We start from the raw sequence: 18,701 nt of genomic DNA on the forward strand, positions 1-18,701 counted from the left end.
TGCGGGAAACGTCTTGGAAACGCCGGGGAAACGCTGGAAACGTTTCCGGTAACGCTTACTGAAACGTTTCAGTCGGCTACTCGGAGCTGCCGGTGGGAGAGGGCTCTCGCATTCCACCGCCGTTGAACGGGCAGAGTTAGCGAGATGACAGCGCGGCAACCTTGCATCGGATCTCCGGGCTGAGGCCGCACACCTGTTCGTAGCCCCTCGCCATCGCCCGGCGGGTCAGTGCCTCGGCCTCCCGCGGGACGATGAGCGAGTCGTGCACCGGCAGGGCCAGGATGCCCTCCTCCCGCAGCGACCGCATCGCCAGCGTGATCGCCTCCGCCTCCAGGGCCGCGACGTGGTGGGCGACGAGGTGCTCGGGCGGTGCGCCGACCTTCTCCGCCAGGCCGTCCGGCAGGATCCAGGTCGGGTCCCGCAGGTAGGGATGCTGCCGCAGTACGGTATCCCGCACCTGAGTGGGGCGATGGGCCCTCACCTCCGGTGGGGCGCTGGCGGACCAACTCCGGGGCGGACGCCCCTGTCCCAGCAGTTGCACCACCCACTGCTTGCCCACGGCCCTCGGGTAGCCCAGGCGCTCGTACCGATCGGCTTTCCCCTCGCCAGGAGAGGCCGCCATCGGGCACCTGGCACCCCATCCCGCCATCCGGGCGCGCCCCTCGACGATCGTCAGGTGGGAGGCGCTGGCATCCAGCTCCACGACGGGCTGCCCGCCGATCAGGAGCTCGGCACGCCGTGCCGCGGGCATGTTCCAGTAGGCGCCGTCGCCGGTGCCCCCGTACCACCGGCCGTGCAGCGGCCACGCGCTGAGGAACAGCCGAGACCACCGGAGCTTCGGGTAGCCCGACACCCCGATCCGGTCGGCGAGGAGGTTCTGCGCCTCGACCTCCTCCGCCATCGTGGCGGCCTCCGGATCCCGAAGATCCGCCACCATGCGGATCCGTGCCGGCCCGCGTGACAGGACCCGGTCGCGCAGACGGCGGAGCACGACGGGACCTCCCAGGCGCGGCACCACCGGGGGCGGCACGTACGCGAACTCCCCCGCGACACGGCCCGGCCGCAGGCCGTGCGAGAGCGCCAGCTCGAGGAGCGCTGGCGTCGGCCAGTACCGCGCCGACCGCCCCGTCGGCTCCTCCGTCGCGACGAAGCTCGCCTCCGCAGGGGGGTGATAGCCACGTCGCCGGGCCAGCAGCCCGAGCGCCAGGAGTGCGTCTGTGACGGTGGCGAAGAGGCGCCGGCCCACCGCCGCGCCGGTGAACTTTTTTGTCTGACCGCTGCGCCAGCTGGCGCGCGCCCCGTCGGCACGGTCCCAGGCCTCCAGGACGCCCCCGGCCACGCCGCCGATCGCGCGGTGGAGAGCCTTCGTGCCACCGGCCCGGCGCTCGTTCTTCCGGTATCCTTGCTCCCACCGCGACACCCGTCCGGCGAGGTCCTCCACCAGCGCCAGGGCGGCTGGGCCGCGCGCCTGCAGGCACAGGGACAGGTATTTCGCGCTCTCGCACCACTCCTCGCCCAGGCGGTCAGGAGGGGAGGGGAAGGCCGTCGCCGTCCAGGGAGGTCCGGGGGACGGCGCTTGCGACGGCTCGGGCGAGACGAACAACTATTGTTTCCCGTAGGGCCTCTCTCTACCCCTCTTCCCGCCCTGGACCGCTTGGGTGGTCGCGCCGGGAGCAGGTGGGGCTCGGCGCCGACATCGACGCTCTGATGGGGCTCCGACAGTAGGAAATCCTGGGAATAAAGTCCATGGGGGCTCCGGGCGTCCGTCACGACATCAAAACGAATGGAAGATAGTCCTGGCCGCCCAGAAGGAATGCCGCTGTGGGTTACGCGAGCACCCCATAGGACCATCAGAGAGGATGTGCTTGCCCTGTTGGTTGCGGTCGTTAAGCGCCTGCTGGTCAGAGAGGCGTTGCGGAGGTGGCCCCTGGTGTCTGCTCAGGCCACTGTCACTGAGCGGGTGTCCCGAACGATGGACGCCATGAGCCGGACTTCGGAAGCGAGCGTCTCCGACAGGCGACCGGGCAGCAGGCGACTGAAGGCTTCGGCCAGCGCGGTGTAATACCAGACGGTGCCGTCGACGCCCCCACGGAACCGGTCGAACACGCTCATGCCCTCGGCCCGGAGGTCACCGACGATGGCGCGGGCGTTGTGCACCTTGTCGGCGAGGGACACGAGCAGTGCATCCGAGGGCGCTTCGGCAAGGTGGGCCAGGTAGGCCTCCTTCCGCGCCCGCCAGGGCGGCTTCGGCAGGACGTCGGCGTCGGTGCACGCCTCCACAATCATCGCGACGCGGGGGCCAAAGCGTTCGGCGATGGCCTGACGGTGACCGGCACCGCAGTCCTCGACCACGTCGTGCAGCAGGGCCGCCGCGGCCTGCTCGCTGTCACCCCCGTGCTCAAGGACGAGGGCACAGACCGCCAGCAGGTGGGCGGCATAGGGGATGGTGGTCCCTTTCCGCACCTGCCCCGCGTGGGCGGCGATGGCGTAAGAGGAGGCTTCGGCCAGAAGATCGGTGTTGAACTTGTCCAGTGAAGGGATCCTTTCAGTGGAGGGTTGTCAGGGAGCTTCGCCGGGAGGGAGGGGGTTCCAAAGGCGACCCCGCGGAGTTCAAATTGGCCCGCGAATGGAGAACGGCATCCAATCGACACCTCTGGCCGCCACGCGATGCGTCGGGCTCGTCACTGGAACGGTGGTCGTCGAAGGAGCGGAAGGGTCAGCCAGCTATTCGCAATCCACCAAGCGCCGGATCACCGTGTCGTCCGCTTCTTCGGTCGACCCGCTGTGCGGGGCCGCTGCCGCTTCCCTGATTGCTGGAGCAGCAGGGACCAAGGATCAGGGCGAAGGAGACAGGCACGGGGCGGAACTCGCTCTGGAGCGCCAGAGCCGGCTCGTCCCGAAGACGTTTCCTGGAGGGGCCGCGACGATATTGGCGCTGTACGTCTCCTCCGGCAAGGAGGCACCCCCTCAGGTGGCGTCGAGATACGTCGGGCGGGTCGTCCAAACGTGCACCGGTGGGGGCCGCTACCGGAAATCTGTCGCCGGGGGGATTGGCCATCGCGCCGCCCTCCGACGCGCGGCGACGCCAGAGAGCGAATGCCCCATCGATGCCCCTGTCCCGAAGGCGTGGGCCCCACGCTTGCCTCCAGGCGACATCTCGGTGGGTGGTGCAGAAGGAGCCACGGCCGGGCTGGGCACGGTGAGATGACTTGAGACAATCCGATATCGAAATATCTCATCTCATCAGTCGTGAGACAGGAGGAAGATCAAGGAAAACCCCTGTGGAATGGGCCAGATTGCTGTGCCGGCATGGCGTCGCAGGGCCTTTTAGATGAGACGCCGGGACCCCTCCGTGAGACGAGATGAAGGAGTGAAACTTCATGCCGGTTGGGGAGCAGGCGAGCTTCGGGGGACCATTTCCCGGCGTCTGCTTGCGGGATCCCTCCTGACTTCTGCCACCCGATCCGTGCGGGTTGACCTGTCGCGGAATGAATGACCCAGCGCCATCGGGGGGTGGGCGTCCCGAAAAGGTCCCGCAGTTCTGTGGACGATCTGCCGATTCGGGACGGAGTTCCTGGACGGCTTTTCGGGGCAGCCGACGGCGTTCCGGGAGAGTCCACAAACCGAGCAGTTGAGGGACACATGGGTGAGATCCTGGGCTACGCGCGCGTATCCACGGGTGACCAGGACGTCAGCGGCCAGGAGTTGCGCCTCCAGCAGGCCGGTGCGGCGAAGATTTTCACGGACGTCCGGTCCGGCCGGACGATGGATCGGCCCGGCCTGATCGAGCTCCTGGCCTATGCCCGCACCGGCGACACCCTGGCGGTCGTTCGCCTGGACCGCCTCGGCCGATCATTGGGAGAGCTGTTGGCCGTGGTGACGTCGCTGAAGGACCGCGGGATCGCCCTGCTCAGCCTGGAGGAGCGGATCGACACCGGCTCGGCAGCCGGCGAGCTGGTGTTCCACGTCTTCGGAGCCATCGCCCACTTCGAGCGGCGCTTGATCGCCGAACGGACGCGGGACGGCATCGCGGCCGCGAGGGCTGAAGGCAGAAAGCCGGGCCGTCGCCCCCTGGATCCGGAGAAGCTCCAGGCCGCGAAGACCCTGATCCGGGGAGGCTTGTCGCCCAGCAAGGCGGCGCGCCAGGTCGGTCTTGGCCGCTCGACCCTGTATCGGGAGCTTTCCCTGACGGCGAACTCACCTCGTTAACGTCGGCGCGCCGCCGCGGGTGAGCGTGGGGCGGACGCCTGATGGTACTTCTTACCAATGTCCGGCCGGATTGCCCGCAAGGACAGGTTGTCGGCTGCGAGAAGATGAGGAACGCCGGGATGAAGAAGCTGCTCAACGACCCTCGCCACGTCGTGCGCGAGATGCTGGAAGGGCAGGTGGACCTCAACCCCGGCCAGGCGCTGCTGCGGGACGAGAACGTCGTGGTGCGCGTCGACCTGCCTGTCGCGGCCGCACGGAGGGAGGTGGCGGTGCTCTCGGGCGGCGGCAGCGGGCATGAACCGGCCCACGCCGGCTATGTGGGTACGGGAATGCTGCACGCCGCTGTGGCGGGCGACGTCTTCACCTCGCCCAGCGTCGATGCCGTGCTGGCCGCCATCCGGGCCTCGGCCGGGCCGGCGGGCGCGTTGCTGATCGTGAAGAACTACACTGGCGATCGGCTGAACTTCGGCCTGGCGGCCGAACTGGCCCGGACCGAGGGCGTCCCGGTCGAGATCGTAGTCGTGGCGGACGACGTGGCCTTGCGTGACACGGTGGAGCCGGCGCGCCGTCGCGGGATCGCAGGGACGGTCCTGGTGCACAAGGTGGCCGGCGCCGCCGTGGCCGCTGGGCTATCGCTGGATCAGGTCGCGGCTGAGGCACGCGCGGCAGCCGAGGCCATCGGCACGATGGGCGTGGCGCTGGGCGCCTGCACCGTACCCGCCGCCGGCCGGCCCGGCTTCTCCCTGGGCGAGGGCGAGGCCGAGCTGGGCCTGGGCATCCACGGCGAGCAGGGCGTGCGGCGCGTTCCGATGCAGCGCGCGGACCAACTGGTCGACGCCATCCTGGAGGGGATCCTTGCCGATGGGGCCCTGCGGTCGGGCGAGCGGGTCGCGCTGCTGGTGAATGGACTGGGCGGCACCCCGCCCATGGAGCTGGCCGTGGTGGCCCGCCACGCCCTGACCGTGCTGCGCGGACACGGCCTGACCGTGGAGCGGGCGTGGTGCGGCAATCTGCTGACGGCATTGGAGATGCCCGGCGTCTCGCTGACGGTGATGCGGGTCGATGACACACGGCTGATGCGGCTGGACGCCCCCACGGAGGCTCCCGCTTGGCCCGGGACTGGTCGCATCCCGCCGGCCCGCCATCTGGTCGGAGCCGCAGCCGCGCCCTCCAGCGAGGCGGCTCGCCCGGTCACACCGGCGGGCCAGGCGGTGCGCCACGCCGTCCTCGCGGCGGCTGCGGCGCTGGAGGCGGCCGAGGCGCGCCTGACGGAGCTGGACAGCGCAGCAGGCGACGGCGACCTGGGTCTCAGCATGACGCGGGGCGCCGCCGCCCTTCGCTCGCTGCCTGAGGCCGCCTGGGCGGAGGCGCCTGACGCCCTTGCCCGGATGGCCGAGGCCCTCCGGCGCGCCATCGCCGGCAGCTCCGGTCCCTTCTACGCGACGGCGCTGCTGCGGGCTGCCCGCCAGTTGTCGGTCTCCCCATCAGCGGCCGACTGGTCGCGTGCTCTGACATCCGCGGTAGATGCCATCGCGGAGCTGGGCGGCGCGAGACCGGGAGATCGCACCATGCTGGATGCGCTGCGCCCTGCTGCCGATGCTTTTGCGGCCGGACTGGAGGCCGGCAAGGACTCCACTGCAGCATGGCAGGAGGCGGTGCGGGCAGCGCGGGAGGGGGCAGCAGCGACTGCCCGGATGCATCCCCGGCTGGGTCGTGCCAGCTACCTGGGCGACCGCGTCCTGGGCACGCCCGATGCCGGAGCAGCGGCCGTCGTTGTCTGGTTGGAGGCGCTGGCGCCCTGAGTGGGATCGGTCGCCTCACCTCGGAGAGGGTAGGGAGTCGATCTCGCCACCGGCTTCCTGAGCCGGCCTGCGTGCGGCTACGGTCCGGCGATGTGTAACCTTTATTCGATGACCAGCAACAAGGCTGCGATCGTCGCGCTCGCCAAGGCCATGCAGGACAGCGTCGGCAACCTGCCCGCGCTGCCCGGCGTGTTCCCGGACTACCCGGCGCCGATCGTGCGGACGGCGGCGGATGGGACGCGCGAGCTTGCCATGGCGCGGTGGGGCATGCCGTCGCCGGCCTTCGCCCTCCAGGGCAAGAAGACCGACCCCGGCGTGACCAACGTCCGGAACACGGGCTCGCCGCACTGGCGCCGGTGGCTCTCGCCCGAGCACCGCTGCCTCGTGCCGCTGACCTCCTTCTCCGAACCGGAGCGCCTGCCGGACGGCAAATCGCAGCCGGTGTGGTTCGCCCTGGCCGAGGACCGGCCGCTCGCCTTCTTCGCCGGCATCTGGACCCCGCAGTGGACGTCCGTCCGCAAGATCAAGGAAGGCGAGGTGACGGCCGACCTCTACGCCTTCCTGACCAGCGAACCGAACTCCGAGGTCGGCGCCGTCCACCCCAAGGCCATGCCGGTCATCCTGACCACCGAGGAGGAGCGGGAGACCTGGATGCGGGCGCCCTGGTCGGAGGCGAAGGCGCTGCAACGGCCGCTGCCCGACGGAGCGCTCCGGATCGTGGCGCGCGGCGAGAAGCACGACGGGGCGGAGGAGAGGGACGTGGGCGGCGGAGATGTCGGCCCCAAGCAGAAGGCCCAGCCCTCGCTACTCTAACGCCTGACTAAACGTGGTGGCGTACAGGTCAGTCCGCCGGAACCACGGCTTCTCGGCATAACCGAACAGAGCGTTGCCCTTAAGACCGAAGCTAGACCATCCGAGATCTCTTCAACTGAGCGGCCGCGCCACGTAGACCTGATAGGCGTGACGGGTGCTCCAGTGCAGATGATGGTTGTTCTGTATGGCGTCGAAGTCGGACCCGCCATTCGCGGTGGAAAAGCGATCGCTCTTATGAAACAGGATGCCGATCCCTGGGCCCCAACTGGGGTACATGCTGAGTTCCGTTGTCGAGGAATCACTGTCCCAGAACAGGAATTGACCTTTCACGACGTCGAAGACCAGCAGCCAGTGCTCTGGGTCGGGAAACTTCTTGCCGACGTTGGTGTGATTGTCGCCGCTCAACACGCCAAATATGTAGAGCTGACCGGCGGCAACGGAGGCAGCGATCTTGCTCACCGCGTCGGCGAGCGCCTTCGGATCGTAAACCACCTCTTGCCGGGATCCGCCTGGGACATTGCGCAGCCGTGCAGAGGCGATCTGGCCACTGGCGTAGTGTGGGCCTGCGACCTTACCGGTGCCGCGGGCGGTTTTCAGCTTGCTGCCCAGCGCGACGCTTGTCTCGAAGCAGGCGCTTGCCTCCCGGGCGCGCCCGGCGATCATCTGGTCCACGGATGCATTGGTGGTCGAGACCGGGGCTGGAATGCCGCCGCCGGTCCATGTTGCGGAGAAGGCGGAGGCCACGACCACACTCGCTCGACCGTCCGGAGCAAAGAGCTTCTTTGTCACGGGCAGAGCTGCCGCCATCTTCGGCTCTTTCAAAAGCTTTTCGAAGGCCGCGCGGTCCGAACCGCTCATTGAGGTCATAAAGGCTGAGAACGCGACTGCGATCGGGTCATTCTGCCCTATTCCGGCCGTACCGAACTCGCTCTGAACCTGGCTCCAGATCGCGTTGAAGTTCGCGTTCTGGATTTGGAACTGACCGTTGGTGATCAGCGCCAGGTTCGCGCTGAAGGTGTTCTTGAACTTCTGCACCGCGTTGTCCAAGGCCGTCGGATCGTCGATGGTCCAGGCAGGTACGACCATGGGACCTCCAAGAGTCCACGCAGGTGGCGGACGTTGTTGGTGACCTCTGTCGTCGACCATGGGCGCGGCCTTCGGAGGGCGTCAACATCCGAGGGGAGTAGCGGCGGCTCGGAATTGGTCGCGTTCGTCGCGTTTGAGGCACCTGCCGCCTTGTACCGGTGTCGGCGCCCTGATGACCCGGTGCTCGTAGTTAGCAGGGCACTCCAATGTCACGGGGCGGCGTCACGCGTGGGCTCGAGCACTGCGGGGGCCTGCGCAGTCTGTCGATCCGCTTCACCGAAATCCCGGCTTCTTGGAATCTTCGCCGCATCCTGCCGCGAACCCGGATCCGGTCGCCGCACCTCGTCCGCTCGGCCCAGCGCCCGATCCGCCCAGTCCGCCTCCTCACCTGGACCTGCCCCCCCGATCCCCTGCAGCCCGTCCAGCAGGTCGGAGCGGTCGGTGAGCCGGCGCACGATGAGGTGCAGGATGGGCACCTCGGCGTGCTCCTCCGTGCGCTCCACCCGCCCCTCCGCGACCAGCAGGCGGGCGCTGATCAGGGCCCGGTGGTGCTCGGCCCCGACCTTCTCGTAGACGACGAGGTTCGCGTCCCCGTGCTCGTCCTCGACGGTGACGAACACCACGCCCTTCGCCGTCCCGGGCCGCTGCCGCAGCAGCACCAGCCCGGGCAGCCGGATCGTCTGTCCCTGCCGTGCCGCCCGGAACCGCCGCGTGTCGTCCAGCCGTAGCCGGTCCAGGGTCGGCCGCAGCAGCGCCAGCGGGTGCCGCCGCAGCGTCAGGCCGGTGGCGCCGTAATCGGCCGCGACCGCCCTCCCCTCCCGCTCCTCCGGCAGGACCGGCGCGGGTTCCTCGATCTGCGGCCCCTCGGTCGCCGCGAACAGCGGCAGCTCCGTCTGCGCCCTCGTGTCCACCGCCCGCGCCGCCCAGTGTGCCCGAGGGCGGGGGGTGGCCAGCCCCGCGAAGCTGTCCGCCTCGACCAGGGCCGAGAGGGCGTGCCGGCTGAGCTGGGCGCGGTAGGCCGCCTCCTCCACCGAGGCGAAAGGCCGGCCGTTGCCGGCATCCCGCGCCCGGATCAGCTGCCGCCCCTCCTCCTCCGATAGCCCCGCCGTGACCCGCAGCCCGAGGCGCAGCGCCAGCTCGTCCCGGCTGTCCCGGTCCGGCTCCAGCGTGCTGTCCCAGCCCGAGCGGTTCACGTCCACCGGCCGGACCCCTACCCCGTGCGCGTGGGCATCCCGCACGATCTGCGCCGGCGCGTAGAAGCCCATCGGCTGGCTGTTCAGCAGGGCGCAGGCGAACACGCCGGGGTGGTGCTTCCTCACCCAGGCCGAGGCGTAGACAAGGTGGGCGAAGGAGGCGGCGTGGCTCTCGGGGAAGCCGTAGCTGCCGAAGCCCTCGATCTGCTTGAAGCAGCGCTCGGCGAAGTCGCGGGGGTAGCCGCGCCGGGCCATGCCCTCGACCAGCCGGTCGCGGTAGATCCCCACCCCCTGCGTGTACTTGAACGTCGCCATGGCCCGCCGGAGGTCGTCCGCCTCCTCCGGCGAGAAGCCGGCCGCGACGATGGCGACCCGCATCGCCTGCTCCTGGAACAGCGGCACGCCCAGCGTCTTCTCCAGCACCTTCTGCAGCTCATCCGGCTCGCCGTGCTCCTCGGAGGGGCCGGCGTATTCCGGCTTCTCCAGCCCCCACCGCCTCCGGATGTAGGGGTGGACCATGTCGCCCTGGATGGGCCCGGGCCGGACGATCGCGACCTGCACCACGAGGTCGTAGAAGGTCCGCGGCTTGAGGCGGGGCAGCATGTTCATCTGCGCCCGGCTCTCGACCTGGAACACGCCGAGGCTGTCGGCGCGGCGGAGCATCTCGTAGGTGGCGGGGCAGTCCTTCGGCAGGCCGGCGAGGTCGAGCTGGCGGCGCTTGTGCTGGCGGATGAGCCCGAAGGCGCGGCGGAGGGCGGAGAGCATGCCGAGGCCGAGCACGTCGACCTTCAAGATGCCGAGGGCGTCGATGTCGTCCTTGTCCCACTCGAGGGTGGTGCGGTCCTGCATGCTGGCGTGGGTGACGATCGCCAGTTCGATCAGCGGGCCGCGGGTGATGACGAAGCCGCCGACATGGGGCGCGACGTGGCGGGGGAAGTCCTGGATCTCCTCCGCCAGCTCCAGCGCTATGCCGAGACGCCTATCCGCGTCGGGATCCAGCCCCTCGGCCCGGGCGATGTCGGCGAGGCTGCCATCCCGCCCCGGTCCCCAGGCCGCCTTGGCCAGGGCGCCGAAGTCCATGTGCGCCACGGCCTCGGCTGTGAAAGGCGAGGCGCTGCCCTCGGCATATTCCCGCATTGGGTCGGCGGCCTTCACCGCGCGATAGGCGATGTCGCCGGCGCCGAATGCGCCGCCCTGGAAGATGGAGCGCTCGACGGTGAGGCCGGAGCCGTCGTCGCTGCCGCCGAGGATGCTGGGCTCGAAGAAGCCGGGCGCGGTGGGGTGGGCATAGCCAGCGCCGTTGGTGAGTCGGATTGGAACGGCGTCGCCGCCATCATCGGTTCCGGTAGTCTCGTAAAGGTAGCAAAGCGGCATAGGGGGCACGTGAACAATCAGGGGGGCACCCCGGTCGACTGGTCGATCTCCGAAAAACATCCGAACGCACGCTCGGGACTTCATCGGCCGAATTCGCCCTTCTCTCAGGACTCCGAAGACGGCGGCCACGTAGAAGGACGGCAGCAATCCACCGCTTCTAAGAGGCGAAAATGCACAAGTCAGATTTGGTCCAGAAACACGGTGGCGTCCGTACCTGGAAATTTAAGCAGTCCGATTTCGAGGTCTGGAAGCAGTACAGAAGCGCCGGGATATGCGGAGCTTTGTCAGCATTCTGGATCCGGGCTCATGCGTCCGGTGGCAGCCTCGTCAATGAACTTGGCGGCGGCGACAGTCAGTATGGCAACACCGGCGCACGAAAGCAGCTCAACACTGGTCTGCTGAAGGAAATCACCTTCTATCACAAGATTTTTTCGGCGGGTGATGGCGACAACCAGGCGCAAGGCTTCGGTACGTGGCTCAGCCATCATGGTATCGAGACTCTGCGGTACTCCAAGACGAAGGTGACCAGCACTTTCCGTGGCCCTGTGGCGCAGAGCCTCCACGGGAAGCAGCACGCCAATTCGGGATTGGTGCCAGCCGACGAAGCGGATCCGCTGATCGAAGAGAACATCATCAACAAGGGGATGATGCTCTACAGCGACTGTTACGCGCGGATCAACTTTTCCGGGTCCTTCCTTGGCAGGCCAGCTGGCCATTGCGTGGCGGCATGGCTGGGCCTGAGGGCTGGAGGCGACGTGGCGTTTTTTGACCCGAATTTTGGGGAATTCTGGTTCCCGCGACGCGACAATTTCAACCGGTTCTTCCGGGAGTACTACAAGACGACCTACAGACGGTTCCCGACCAATTTCACCAAGGACTGGGAGGTCATCCCATGCGCGCCGAGGGTGAGAATGCGTAACGGCGGTCATATCACGCGACTGAAGGCAGCCTGAGAGATTGCTCGCACTACAGGCCCTGGACGGCTACCGACGCGCGGCGAGTTGCTCCGTAGCCTCCGCGGTGCGCGCGTTGCTGGTGCGGATGCCGGCCAGCGCCTCGGCCTGCATTTGACCGGACGCCGCCACAACGCGGGTCAAGGTCTGCACCTCGCGGCGGAGGGCAGTGATCTCCGCCCCGTTGTCATTCGCGGGCAGGCGACCGGTGGCGTTCATCTGCTGAAGCGCCGGCAGGCCGAGCGATTGCACTGACGGGGTGCGGATTGTGGATTCGCCCGGCATGTGCAGGGTCGGCACGCTGTCCATGCCCGAGATGCCGCCGGTAATAAGGCCACCGTTCGCGAAGCCGGGCACTCCGAAGGCCTTGAATATTCCGTTTAGCTTGGCGTTGGCCGAATCGTTCAGGAACGCGGTGCGGCGCCCCCCACCAGGCGCAACGGTCACGCCAGCCGATGCGAAAATCGCGTCGATCTGGGCGTTGACCATCTTGTAGGACCCGATCATGAGCGCCGAGACCAGCCTGTCGTTGGCGTTGCCGCCGGTCGCGCCACCGCCGAGGGCGGCGAGCAGGTTGGTCTGTGCCTCGGACTGCGCGAGCAGGCGCTCCTGGATGCCGAGCTGGCGCTCCGCGACGGTCTGCGCCGCGTCGGCCAGGCTCTCGGCCAGGGCGCGGTCCTCTTCGAAGTTGGCGTTGAATCCGTTGAGCTCGGGGAACTCCATGCGCTTCACCAGCACGTCGAGCGGCATTGCTACGTTGTTGGAGGGTGGCCGAAACGAAGTGGCTGGGCGAAGCTGGCCGGATGACGCCAGAGGCCGCCACCTACCCCGGCTACCGCTTCCCGGCAGAGGTGATCCGGCACGCGGGGGTGAGGCGGTCGAAGCCGAAGCTGTCCGGCGCGACGGCCCCGCGCAGCAGGCGGTCGGTCTGGCTCGCGACCTCCAGCCGCGCGGGATCGGCCAGGGGAGAGTTCAGGACGGCGAGGACGAGGAGCGTCTGCACTGCCGCACCGATGTTGGTCGGCTCCAAGAGCCGCATCTCCAGACGCATAGCCGCAATCGGGTAGGCGACGGCATGGACGGCGATCACCGCCAGCGCCGCCAGCCCGATCACCCGACCCTCGGTCAGCCCGCCCGCCCCGATCGCGCGCGCCAGCCCCCAGGCCGCGAGCGCCGCGAGGACCGGAAGCAGGAAGGAGGCGAACCGGGCCGAGAGGCGCAGCACGGCCGGCGGCCGCTCCCGCCCATCGCCGTGCACGGCGCTGATGAGCACGACGAGCCCCGCGGCGGTCACCTGCAGCAGGTAGGGCATCTCCTCACGGCGCCAGAGGATCTCCGGCCCGATCAAGGGCAAGGTGAGGAGGAAGGCCGTGGCCAAGCCGGCCAGCACCGGCGTCAGCCAGCCCTTCAGCACGAGCAGCAGGTTTCGCAGCCCGAGTGTCAGCCGCCATCCCGCGTCCGCCAAGTGGATCGCGGCGGCACCGAGGACCGCGGTGACCGGCAGGATGAAGGCGGCGCGCCCGCCCATCCGGTTCAGGGCATCGATGCCGATGCCGCGGAACAGCTCCGTGCCGATCCCGTAGATGATCCAGAAGCCGAGGACGAAGCAGCCGGCGAGGGCAAGTTGCAGGGCGGCGCGCCAAGCCGCCTCGAAGCAGTCGGGGTAGCGCGGCCACCACCGACGCCCAGCGTCCGCCGCTGCCACGAGCGCGCCGCCGACGAGGAGGATCACCACGAGGCCGAGCAGCAGGCGGTTGCTCGCGGGCGTCATCGTCGCCTCGCCGTGCTGCCGCAGGTCGTAGCCGCCGAGGAGCAGGATCAGCCCCGCCGCGGTGAGGGCCCAGGCTGCCAGAACCCGCCCGCGCAGGTGCCCGAGGCCGAGCAGCACGGTGGGGGGCAGCAGGGTCGCGAGCAGGACGAGCAGCCCGAAGCCCTTCGGGTTGGCCGCCACCCAGGGGCGTGGCGCATCCGGGTCCATCACCAGGAGTGACAGGGCGGCAAGCGCCAGGCCCTGTACCGCACCGAGGCCGAGCCGGACGGCGAGCACCGCCCTCGGAGCACCTTTCATCCTAGTCAGTCACCGACGGCGGGCAGGCCCGTGATGGGTGCATCGCCCCGAGCTGAAGTCTCAATATGCGAGGCTTCCCCGCGTCCAGCTCATCTCCGCGCTTCATCGAACCTCCCAAACTTCGCCGGACCACGCCGCGCGCTCCGCGCCCGTGCCTTTCGGGGCTTCAGGACGCCCTGACGGGCCAGAGCGCCACCTCGATCACGTCGGGCTCGACGGGCACGCTGTCGTCCCGGCTCCCCTCGAACTCCATCCAGGCGATCCGCACCTCCACCGTCTCGCTGGGGAGCAGGAAGAAGGGGCCGCACGGCAAGGGGTCGGGCAGCGAAGGGCTCGAGATCGCGAAACGCCGACCGGGAAAGCGCGCCCTGGCTGCCTCAACGCGCGTCCATGGCTTGCCGCTCATCGGCTCCGCCGGTGCGTGGTCCGGCTCGGCGTCGTGGATCGCAATGTGGACATGCTGCTGTAGGCAGTCGCCCGTGTAGACCACGAGACCAGTCGCCGGGACGAAGAGGCTGCGCGCCTCCATCTCGGGCGTGATCTCCACCGGTGGCCGGAAAGTCGGATCTTCCGGATCGGTGAGGTAGAACTGACCGTAGTCCGCCTGCCAGGCGAAGGTCGCCGAGCCCGTCAACGTCATGATCTTCTCCTCAGGTCGTGCGGGCGCGGCGACCGCGCCGTGGTCCGCGGCTGGCGCCAGCCCAACGTTGCGCGGCGCCGACGCGGCCGAACGTCGGCAGACCGTCATGCAGGGCGGACCGAGGCTCACGCAACCCGGCTAGACCCGCCCTGCCGCTCAACGCCTCGTGGCCTGGGCCGGTGTCGCGAAGCCGGCTTCGTCGGATAGGATCGCCTCTGAACGGGGGGATGGCATGTCGGACAGAGGTGCAGGCACGGAAGCCCTTCCCGGCCCGACACCGGGACGTCGCTCACGCGGCCCTGTGTCACGGAGTTGGAAGCTGGCGTTGGTCGTGCTGACGGTCGTCGGTTGGGCGCCGCTCGCCTCGGCCGTCGCGGGCGCCTTCGGCTGCACCCTGAACGAGGCCACGGCGCACCCCTGTATCGTCGCCGGCCACGACGTCGGGGAAACCCTCGCGGTGATGTTCGTCATGGCCTGGGCGGCGATCTTTGCCTTTCCCCTCATGCTCGCGAGCCTCGTCGGCTGGATCACCGTCTGGGCGCGCCGCGCGAGGCCCGCCTGATCGGGCCACGCCGGCGAGAACGGACGATGTGGCTACTCCTTCTGCAGCACGGGCACCGGCATTGGCGCCCTGCCATGCTGCCGTTGCTCCGGTTCTTGATCGGTGAGCAGCAACCCACCGAAGACGAGCATCAGGACCGCCCACCACTGCATGGCCAGTCCGCAGAACCGATGTGGTGCGGGTCCAACCGTCGCCGCCCCAGCCCGTACGTCCAGGACCTCTCTCGCTGATCGGCGGTTCAGCCATAGGCCAAGTGCGAGGGTCAGTCCTCCAGCGACCCCGAAGCCCGCTGCAAAGGGCCATGGCCCAACAGTGCCGAGCCCGGCTCCCGGAGCTCGCGCGAAGAATGCGATGATCAGCCCGATGACAATCGCACCGAAAGATCAGCACGCAGCGCCTCGCACGGTGTTCCCTCGCAGGCTAAGCCCTCCCAATGTGGAGCGCCGCCTGTGTCCTACTAGCTGTGGCTACCCCAGGCGACCTAGAATGCTCGCGTTGCGGTGGCGTGGATGGGACACGCGTCCCTCGGGTTCAGACCCATGGCTGGGCCTGTTGCAGGAGTTCGAGGATGGAACGGTAGACTGAACCTCCGCCGGTCAAGCCGATCTCGCATTCGGCCCGCAGCGACCCTACTGCGTCCCGGCCCACCCAGCGTCTGTGTCGGCATCAATCGGCTGGCAAAGTCGCCTGATGCACCGGCGCTTGTTCGATCGCAACGCTCAGTGCTGATCGCTATGCAGCTCTGGCCAGATCCACACCCAACTTCACGGTTTCTGAGTACCGAGCACGTTCGGACATCGTCCGAGAACTCGTCTTTTCATCGGCCACCGGCAGCATGTTCGAGTTCCTAGTCCGCACTAGGACCGGGATCTTGCGCCCAATCGTCACGTGGGCATTACCGCTGCCGACCACGGAAATGTCGGGAGGCGTAGGCTTGGCAACATCCCGGAAGGGGAACCTCAACACGAGGACCAGCATCCAGAGCAACGTATATCCTGCATACGCCGCGCAAATCGTAAGTGGCACCAAGCTCAGGTACTGCAGCACGCTCATTTCGACACCTCGACCACGAAGCTGACGGCAGCCCGGCTCGGGGTAAGGCGCCTCAGCGGGCCATCCCATGTTGTCAGGCTGATCCTTGAACACGCGCCCTCTTCGGTGCGTGTCCGAATTTGTTCGTGCATTCCTATAATTTGGATGATTCGAATAAGTGAAGCAAAATCGAAAAAAATGAACATTGCAAATGTTAAGACCGACTTTCGTTGCCAGTGGTCGGTAGACGCCCGCAGCAATCCTCGCCATCGCTTGCCAAAGTGCCGCATGACAAAACGCTCACTTGGCCGAGAGCGAACTGCGGCGGCACCTTAGATGGTGCTCCGGCAAGATCAGGCTGGAGATGGGGCCGTGCGGACCGCTCTCGTCATCGCCGTCGTGCTGCTGTTGCTGTTCCTCAGCCTCTCGCTAACGGACCACAGCCTGTTCCGGTGACGCGACTGGGTATAATCTAATCTGTCCTGCTTGGTGCACCAAGCAGGGGCGTGAGTGCAGGGTGTAAGCTTATCGTGTGGCTCGCCGAGGCCCGCATCGGCGCCGAGTTGAAGTCGGCTCAAGAGCGCATAGAGGTCACCGAGCACGGCAACCCCTCGCTCTCAAATACCAGGGGTTCAGCGAATAGGCCGGCCACGCCCTCCGAGATGGGCATTCCGTCTCAGCACGCTTCCGAGTTCAAGAAGCTGACCGAGGCCGGCGAGGAGCGCATCCGCGAGGAGGCGGTAAAGGCCACGTGCGCCCGGCTTCGGGCTCGCAAGGGCTACTGCTCGTAGCGGGCCTGGAAGCTCTGGACGACCCGCTCAAGGGGCTCCGCACGGGCCATTGGCTGCGCCGAGTAGGTGAAGACGATGCCTCGACCATTGGCGATGCAGCGTATGTCGTAGCGTCCACCTGCCTCGTCCTGGCCGCTGGCTTTTGCGGGATCGTCCTGCTCGCCGCGCAACGTGAGCTGGTTGTCTGTAAGGGCAGCGCGGGCCGCCTCGCGGCATCGCGGAATGTCGAGCACAGCGCGATACTCCAGGATGCGCGACACAACGCCGAGCGACCGCTCAACCTGCGCCAGCGCGGGTGTGATGGAGCAGAGCAGGATCAACGCCACGGAGGCAACTGAGCCACTTGTGCCGCGGGCGAAGTAGGGGGGAAGCGGGGACATGGGCCGAGACTAGCACCCGCGACGGTTGTCCGAACGGCGAGCGTGTCGCGTCTGTAGCATAGCATTTCCGCCTATCGCACCGGCGAGATTGAGACGGCCTTCGGCTATTCGACAACGCTCTTCCGCAGCCGCACCCCCGCACCACCACCATTCTTAGGGATGAACTCGACGCCAGCAGCTTCGAGGGCACTTTGCAGCGCTGCCAGAGTGCGTGGCTTTGTTGGACCAAGGCTGGTCTCGAAGCGCAGGACGGTCGAAGAATTAAGGCCTGCAAAGCTTGCCAATCTCTCTCTCTTCCACCCGAGTACCTCGCGCCCTGCCTGACACTGCTCAGGGGTCACGAGCTGCCCCCGCCTTCGTCAGCCTTACCCGCGGCCCTTCGCCGCTCTCGGCAAGGAACTCCACCCCAGCGGTTTCGAGCGCGGTGCGGAGCCTCCGTGCTGTTGCGGGCTTAGGATGGACCTGACCACGCTCAAAATCGTAAACGGTGTGCCACACGCAGGGAACTGACTGAGCTAGTTGGTTTACGCTCCAACCCAACAGTTGCCGGGCTGCCCGGCATTGCGCAGCAGTCATCGTCTACCGGAGCTCCCCGGGCAGAGCACCGCCGCACGGCCTCGCACGGATGCCGAGAAAAGGACAGTGACCGCCATTCAGTGCACTGTCGCATCGTATCAGCCTACTGCTGGCGGGGAAGACCCTTTTCGCAGCCTTCCCCCCGACCCTCGCGTCCGTGAACTCGACACCGGCGGTTTCCAACGTCTCTCGGAGCGCCTTCCAGGCGGCGCACAGCAGAGGCCTCTTCCCAGTCTCGACCCCATACCCATACCTCGCTGCGAGGCGTGACCAGAAGATCGCGCGCTGGTCTTACGCCCTAGGCGTACGTCCCCACTCACATCCGCTCCGACCAGGGGCCTGAGTTCATCGCGGACACCGAAAAGGGCGGGATCGCGGGCGTGGGGTCCACGACCGCCTACATCGAGGGTGGTAGCCCGTGGGAGAATGGATATGCTGAGAGCTTCAACGCCCGCCCCCGTGACGAGCTGCTGAATGGCTAGATCTTCACACTCTCGCGAAAACCGGTGTCCTGAACGAGGCCTGGCGGAAGCATTACAACACCCTCCGGCCCCACGCCTCCCTTGGCTACCGCCCGCCAGCGCCAGAGGTCGTCGGCCTCACCCTGCCAGCGCCCTCAGCGAGCAGCAGCGTCCTCATGTCTGCCCCTCATTAGACCCGGCCCACCCCGTGGGGGCTTGCTTGGGCCACCCCCTCGAAGCTCACCCGGGCATTGCGATTGTCGGTCGGACGGCACATCCCGCCCGTTCAGGCCAACGCGCTTGCTCATTACCGTTTGGATACTAAAATGGTCTGATGCCGACCGACGAGCCAGCGTCGAACGAACCACCCGGCTCGAGCGATCACACGCCTGAACCTGGCCTCCCCTTCAGAGGCGTTCTCATCGGTCTTCCTGTCAGCATCTCAATTTGGGCGTTACTCTGGGTCCTGTACCGCGCGTTCCTTGGCTAAGCCTCTGCGGGGCGGAATGGCACCTCGCCCGCTCTGGCCACCGCCTCAGCAACTGCCAGCCGTAGCGGCCGTTCCCCCTGTGGACCGGTTAGGGAGACGGGCAGTGGTCATAGCGCATTTGCCAAGCACCGCCTTTGGGGTGCGGATCAAATCGCGGCTTGGTCTTCGTTTGCCGCGGTATGCGCCTCGCCTCCCGCGGGTCTTTGCCTTTGCTTTACTCGCCACATCTTCTGCTGCTGGCTGGTACGGCGTCCTAAGCCTGTTCTAATCA

The 18,701-nt window shown here is 67.6% G+C and carries 15 protein-coding genes and 1 pseudogene; 7 read left to right on the forward strand and 9 right to left on the reverse strand.

The genetic code is table 11. The features are described from left to right. Nucleotides 1-136: 136 nt before the first annotated feature. Both ACP6CK_RS29570 and ACP6CK_RS29575 read right to left on the reverse strand, forming a co-directional pair. Nucleotides 137-1,603: a hypothetical protein gene (locus tag ACP6CK_RS29570; RefSeq protein WP_426960267.1), complete on the reverse strand. Its 1,467-nt coding sequence runs from the start codon at nucleotides 1,601-1,603 to the stop codon at nucleotides 137-139. A gap of 335 nt (nucleotides 1,604-1,938) precedes the next feature. Next, complete coding sequence (locus ACP6CK_RS29575; protein ID WP_426960300.1) at nucleotides 1,939-2,541, reverse strand: HD domain-containing protein; 603 nt, start codon at nucleotides 2,539-2,541, stop codon at nucleotides 1,939-1,941. Nucleotides 2,542-3,642: 1,101 nt separating this feature from the next. On the opposite strand from ACP6CK_RS29575, the gene ACP6CK_RS29580 reads away from it, so the two are divergent. From ACP6CK_RS29580 to ACP6CK_RS29590, 3 genes are all read left to right on the forward strand, one after another. Then, entirely contained in the window at nucleotides 3,643-4,209 is a 567-nt protein-coding gene (locus ACP6CK_RS29580; RefSeq protein ID WP_426960268.1) for a recombinase family protein, read from the forward strand. Between the two features lie 119 nt (nucleotides 4,210-4,328). Next, entirely contained in the window at nucleotides 4,329-6,011 is a 1,683-nt protein-coding gene (locus ACP6CK_RS29585; protein WP_426960270.1) for a dihydroxyacetone kinase family protein, read from the forward strand. A 90-nt stretch (nucleotides 6,012-6,101) separates the two neighbouring features. After that, a complete protein-coding gene (locus tag ACP6CK_RS29590; protein WP_426960272.1) occupies nucleotides 6,102-6,824 on the forward strand; it encodes an SOS response-associated peptidase in 723 nt (240 codons plus the stop codon). 111 nt (nucleotides 6,825-6,935) lie between these two features. On the opposite strand, the gene ACP6CK_RS29595 is transcribed toward ACP6CK_RS29590, so the two are convergent. Beyond that, nucleotides 6,936-7,910 (reverse strand): hypothetical protein, encoded by a 975-nt coding sequence (locus tag ACP6CK_RS29595; protein ID WP_426960273.1) that lies wholly within the window; start codon nucleotides 7,908-7,910, stop codon nucleotides 6,936-6,938. Nucleotides 7,911-8,119: 209 nt separating this feature from the next. Then, the gene (locus ACP6CK_RS29600; RefSeq protein ID WP_426960302.1) at nucleotides 8,120-10,477 is read right to left on the reverse strand and encodes a hypothetical protein; all 2,358 of its coding nucleotides are present in this window, start codon (nucleotides 10,475-10,477) and stop codon (nucleotides 8,120-8,122) included. A 170-nt stretch (nucleotides 10,478-10,647) separates the two neighbouring features. On the opposite strand from ACP6CK_RS29600, the gene ACP6CK_RS29605 reads away from it, so the two are divergent. Continuing rightward, entirely contained in the window at nucleotides 10,648-11,430 is a 783-nt protein-coding gene (locus ACP6CK_RS29605) for a YopT-type cysteine protease domain-containing protein (RefSeq protein ID WP_426960275.1), read from the forward strand. A 30-nt stretch (nucleotides 11,431-11,460) separates the two neighbouring features. On the opposite strand, the gene ACP6CK_RS29610 is transcribed toward ACP6CK_RS29605, so the two are convergent. The 3 genes from ACP6CK_RS29610 to ACP6CK_RS29620 all read right to left on the reverse strand — a co-directional run bounded on the left by ACP6CK_RS29610 (nucleotide 11,461) and on the right by ACP6CK_RS29620 (nucleotide 14,138). After that, nucleotides 11,461-12,180, reverse strand: coding sequence for a hypothetical protein (locus ACP6CK_RS29610; RefSeq protein WP_426960277.1), 720 nt, complete (start codon nucleotides 12,178-12,180; stop codon nucleotides 11,461-11,463). 82 nt (nucleotides 12,181-12,262) lie between these two features. Then, nucleotides 12,263-13,498 carry a DUF4153 domain-containing protein gene (locus tag ACP6CK_RS29615; protein WP_426960279.1) on the reverse strand — a complete coding sequence of 412 codons (1,236 nt, stop codon included), beginning with the start codon at nucleotides 13,496-13,498 and terminating at the stop codon, nucleotides 12,263-12,265. A gap of 166 nt (nucleotides 13,499-13,664) precedes the next feature. After that, nucleotides 13,665-14,138 carry a hypothetical protein gene (locus ACP6CK_RS29620; protein ID WP_426960281.1) on the reverse strand — a complete coding sequence of 158 codons (474 nt, stop codon included), beginning with the start codon at nucleotides 14,136-14,138 and terminating at the stop codon, nucleotides 13,665-13,667. Nucleotides 14,139-14,463: 325 nt separating this feature from the next. On the opposite strand from ACP6CK_RS29620, the gene ACP6CK_RS29625 reads away from it, so the two are divergent. Then, nucleotides 14,464-14,700 (forward strand): hypothetical protein, encoded by a 237-nt coding sequence (locus tag ACP6CK_RS29625; protein WP_426960283.1) that lies wholly within the window; start codon nucleotides 14,464-14,466, stop codon nucleotides 14,698-14,700. A gap of 1,562 nt (nucleotides 14,701-16,262) precedes the next feature. Then, nucleotides 16,263-16,523: a hypothetical protein gene (locus tag ACP6CK_RS29630; RefSeq protein WP_426960285.1), complete on the forward strand. Its 261-nt coding sequence runs from the start codon at nucleotides 16,263-16,265 to the stop codon at nucleotides 16,521-16,523. On the opposite strand, the gene ACP6CK_RS29635 is transcribed toward ACP6CK_RS29630, so the two are convergent. Together ACP6CK_RS29635 and ACP6CK_RS29640 are read right to left on the reverse strand one after the other, a co-directional pair. Continuing rightward, nucleotides 16,511-16,849: a hypothetical protein gene (locus ACP6CK_RS29635; RefSeq protein WP_426960287.1), complete on the reverse strand. Its 339-nt coding sequence runs from the start codon at nucleotides 16,847-16,849 to the stop codon at nucleotides 16,511-16,513. The genes ACP6CK_RS29630 and ACP6CK_RS29635 overlap by 13 nt on opposite strands. 384 nt (nucleotides 16,850-17,233) lie before the next feature. After that, entirely contained in the window at nucleotides 17,234-17,479 is a 246-nt protein-coding gene (locus ACP6CK_RS29640) for a helix-turn-helix domain-containing protein (protein WP_426960289.1), read from the reverse strand. A 308-nt stretch (nucleotides 17,480-17,787) separates the two neighbouring features. On the opposite strand from ACP6CK_RS29640, the pseudogene ACP6CK_RS29645 reads away from it, so the two are divergent. Continuing rightward, a pseudogene (locus tag ACP6CK_RS29645) lies at nucleotides 17,788-18,134 on the forward strand (integrase core domain-containing protein); the annotation flags it as partial. Nucleotides 18,135-18,701 lie beyond the last annotated feature (567 nt).

This window comes from Muricoccus radiodurans (assembly GCF_050154705.1).
GTDB classification, from domain to species: Bacteria; Pseudomonadota; Alphaproteobacteria; order Acetobacterales; family Acetobacteraceae; genus Roseomonas; species Roseomonas radiodurans.

Excerpts from the sequence above, each read along its gene's own strand:
- ACP6CK_RS29610 (WP_426960277.1), bottom strand. The coding sequence starts at position 12,180 with ATGCCGCTCGACGTGCTGGTGAAGCGCATGGAGTTCCCCGAGCTCAAC.
- ACP6CK_RS29605 (WP_426960275.1), top strand. The coding sequence starts at position 10,648 with ATGCACAAGTCAGATTTGGTCCAGAAACACGGTGGCGTCCGTACCTGG.
- ACP6CK_RS29585 (WP_426960270.1), top strand. The coding sequence starts at position 4,329 with ATGAAGAAGCTGCTCAACGACCCTCGCCACGTCGTGCGCGAGATGCTG.
- ACP6CK_RS29600 (WP_426960302.1), bottom strand. The coding sequence starts at position 10,477 with ATGCCGCTTTGCTACCTTTACGAGACTACCGGAACCGATGATGGCGGC.
- ACP6CK_RS29620 (WP_426960281.1), bottom strand. The coding sequence starts at position 14,138 with ATGACGTTGACGGGCTCGGCGACCTTCGCCTGGCAGGCGGACTACGGT.
- ACP6CK_RS29580 (WP_426960268.1), top strand. The coding sequence starts at position 3,643 with ATGGGTGAGATCCTGGGCTACGCGCGCGTATCCACGGGTGACCAGGAC.
- ACP6CK_RS29590 (WP_426960272.1), top strand. The coding sequence starts at position 6,102 with ATGTGTAACCTTTATTCGATGACCAGCAACAAGGCTGCGATCGTCGCG.
- ACP6CK_RS29640 (WP_426960289.1), bottom strand. The coding sequence starts at position 17,479 with ATGACTGCTGCGCAATGCCGGGCAGCCCGGCAACTGTTGGGTTGGAGC.
- ACP6CK_RS29615 (WP_426960279.1), bottom strand. The coding sequence starts at position 13,498 with ATGAAAGGTGCTCCGAGGGCGGTGCTCGCCGTCCGGCTCGGCCTCGGT.
- ACP6CK_RS29595 (WP_426960273.1), bottom strand. The coding sequence starts at position 7,910 with ATGGTCGTACCTGCCTGGACCATCGACGATCCGACGGCCTTGGACAAC.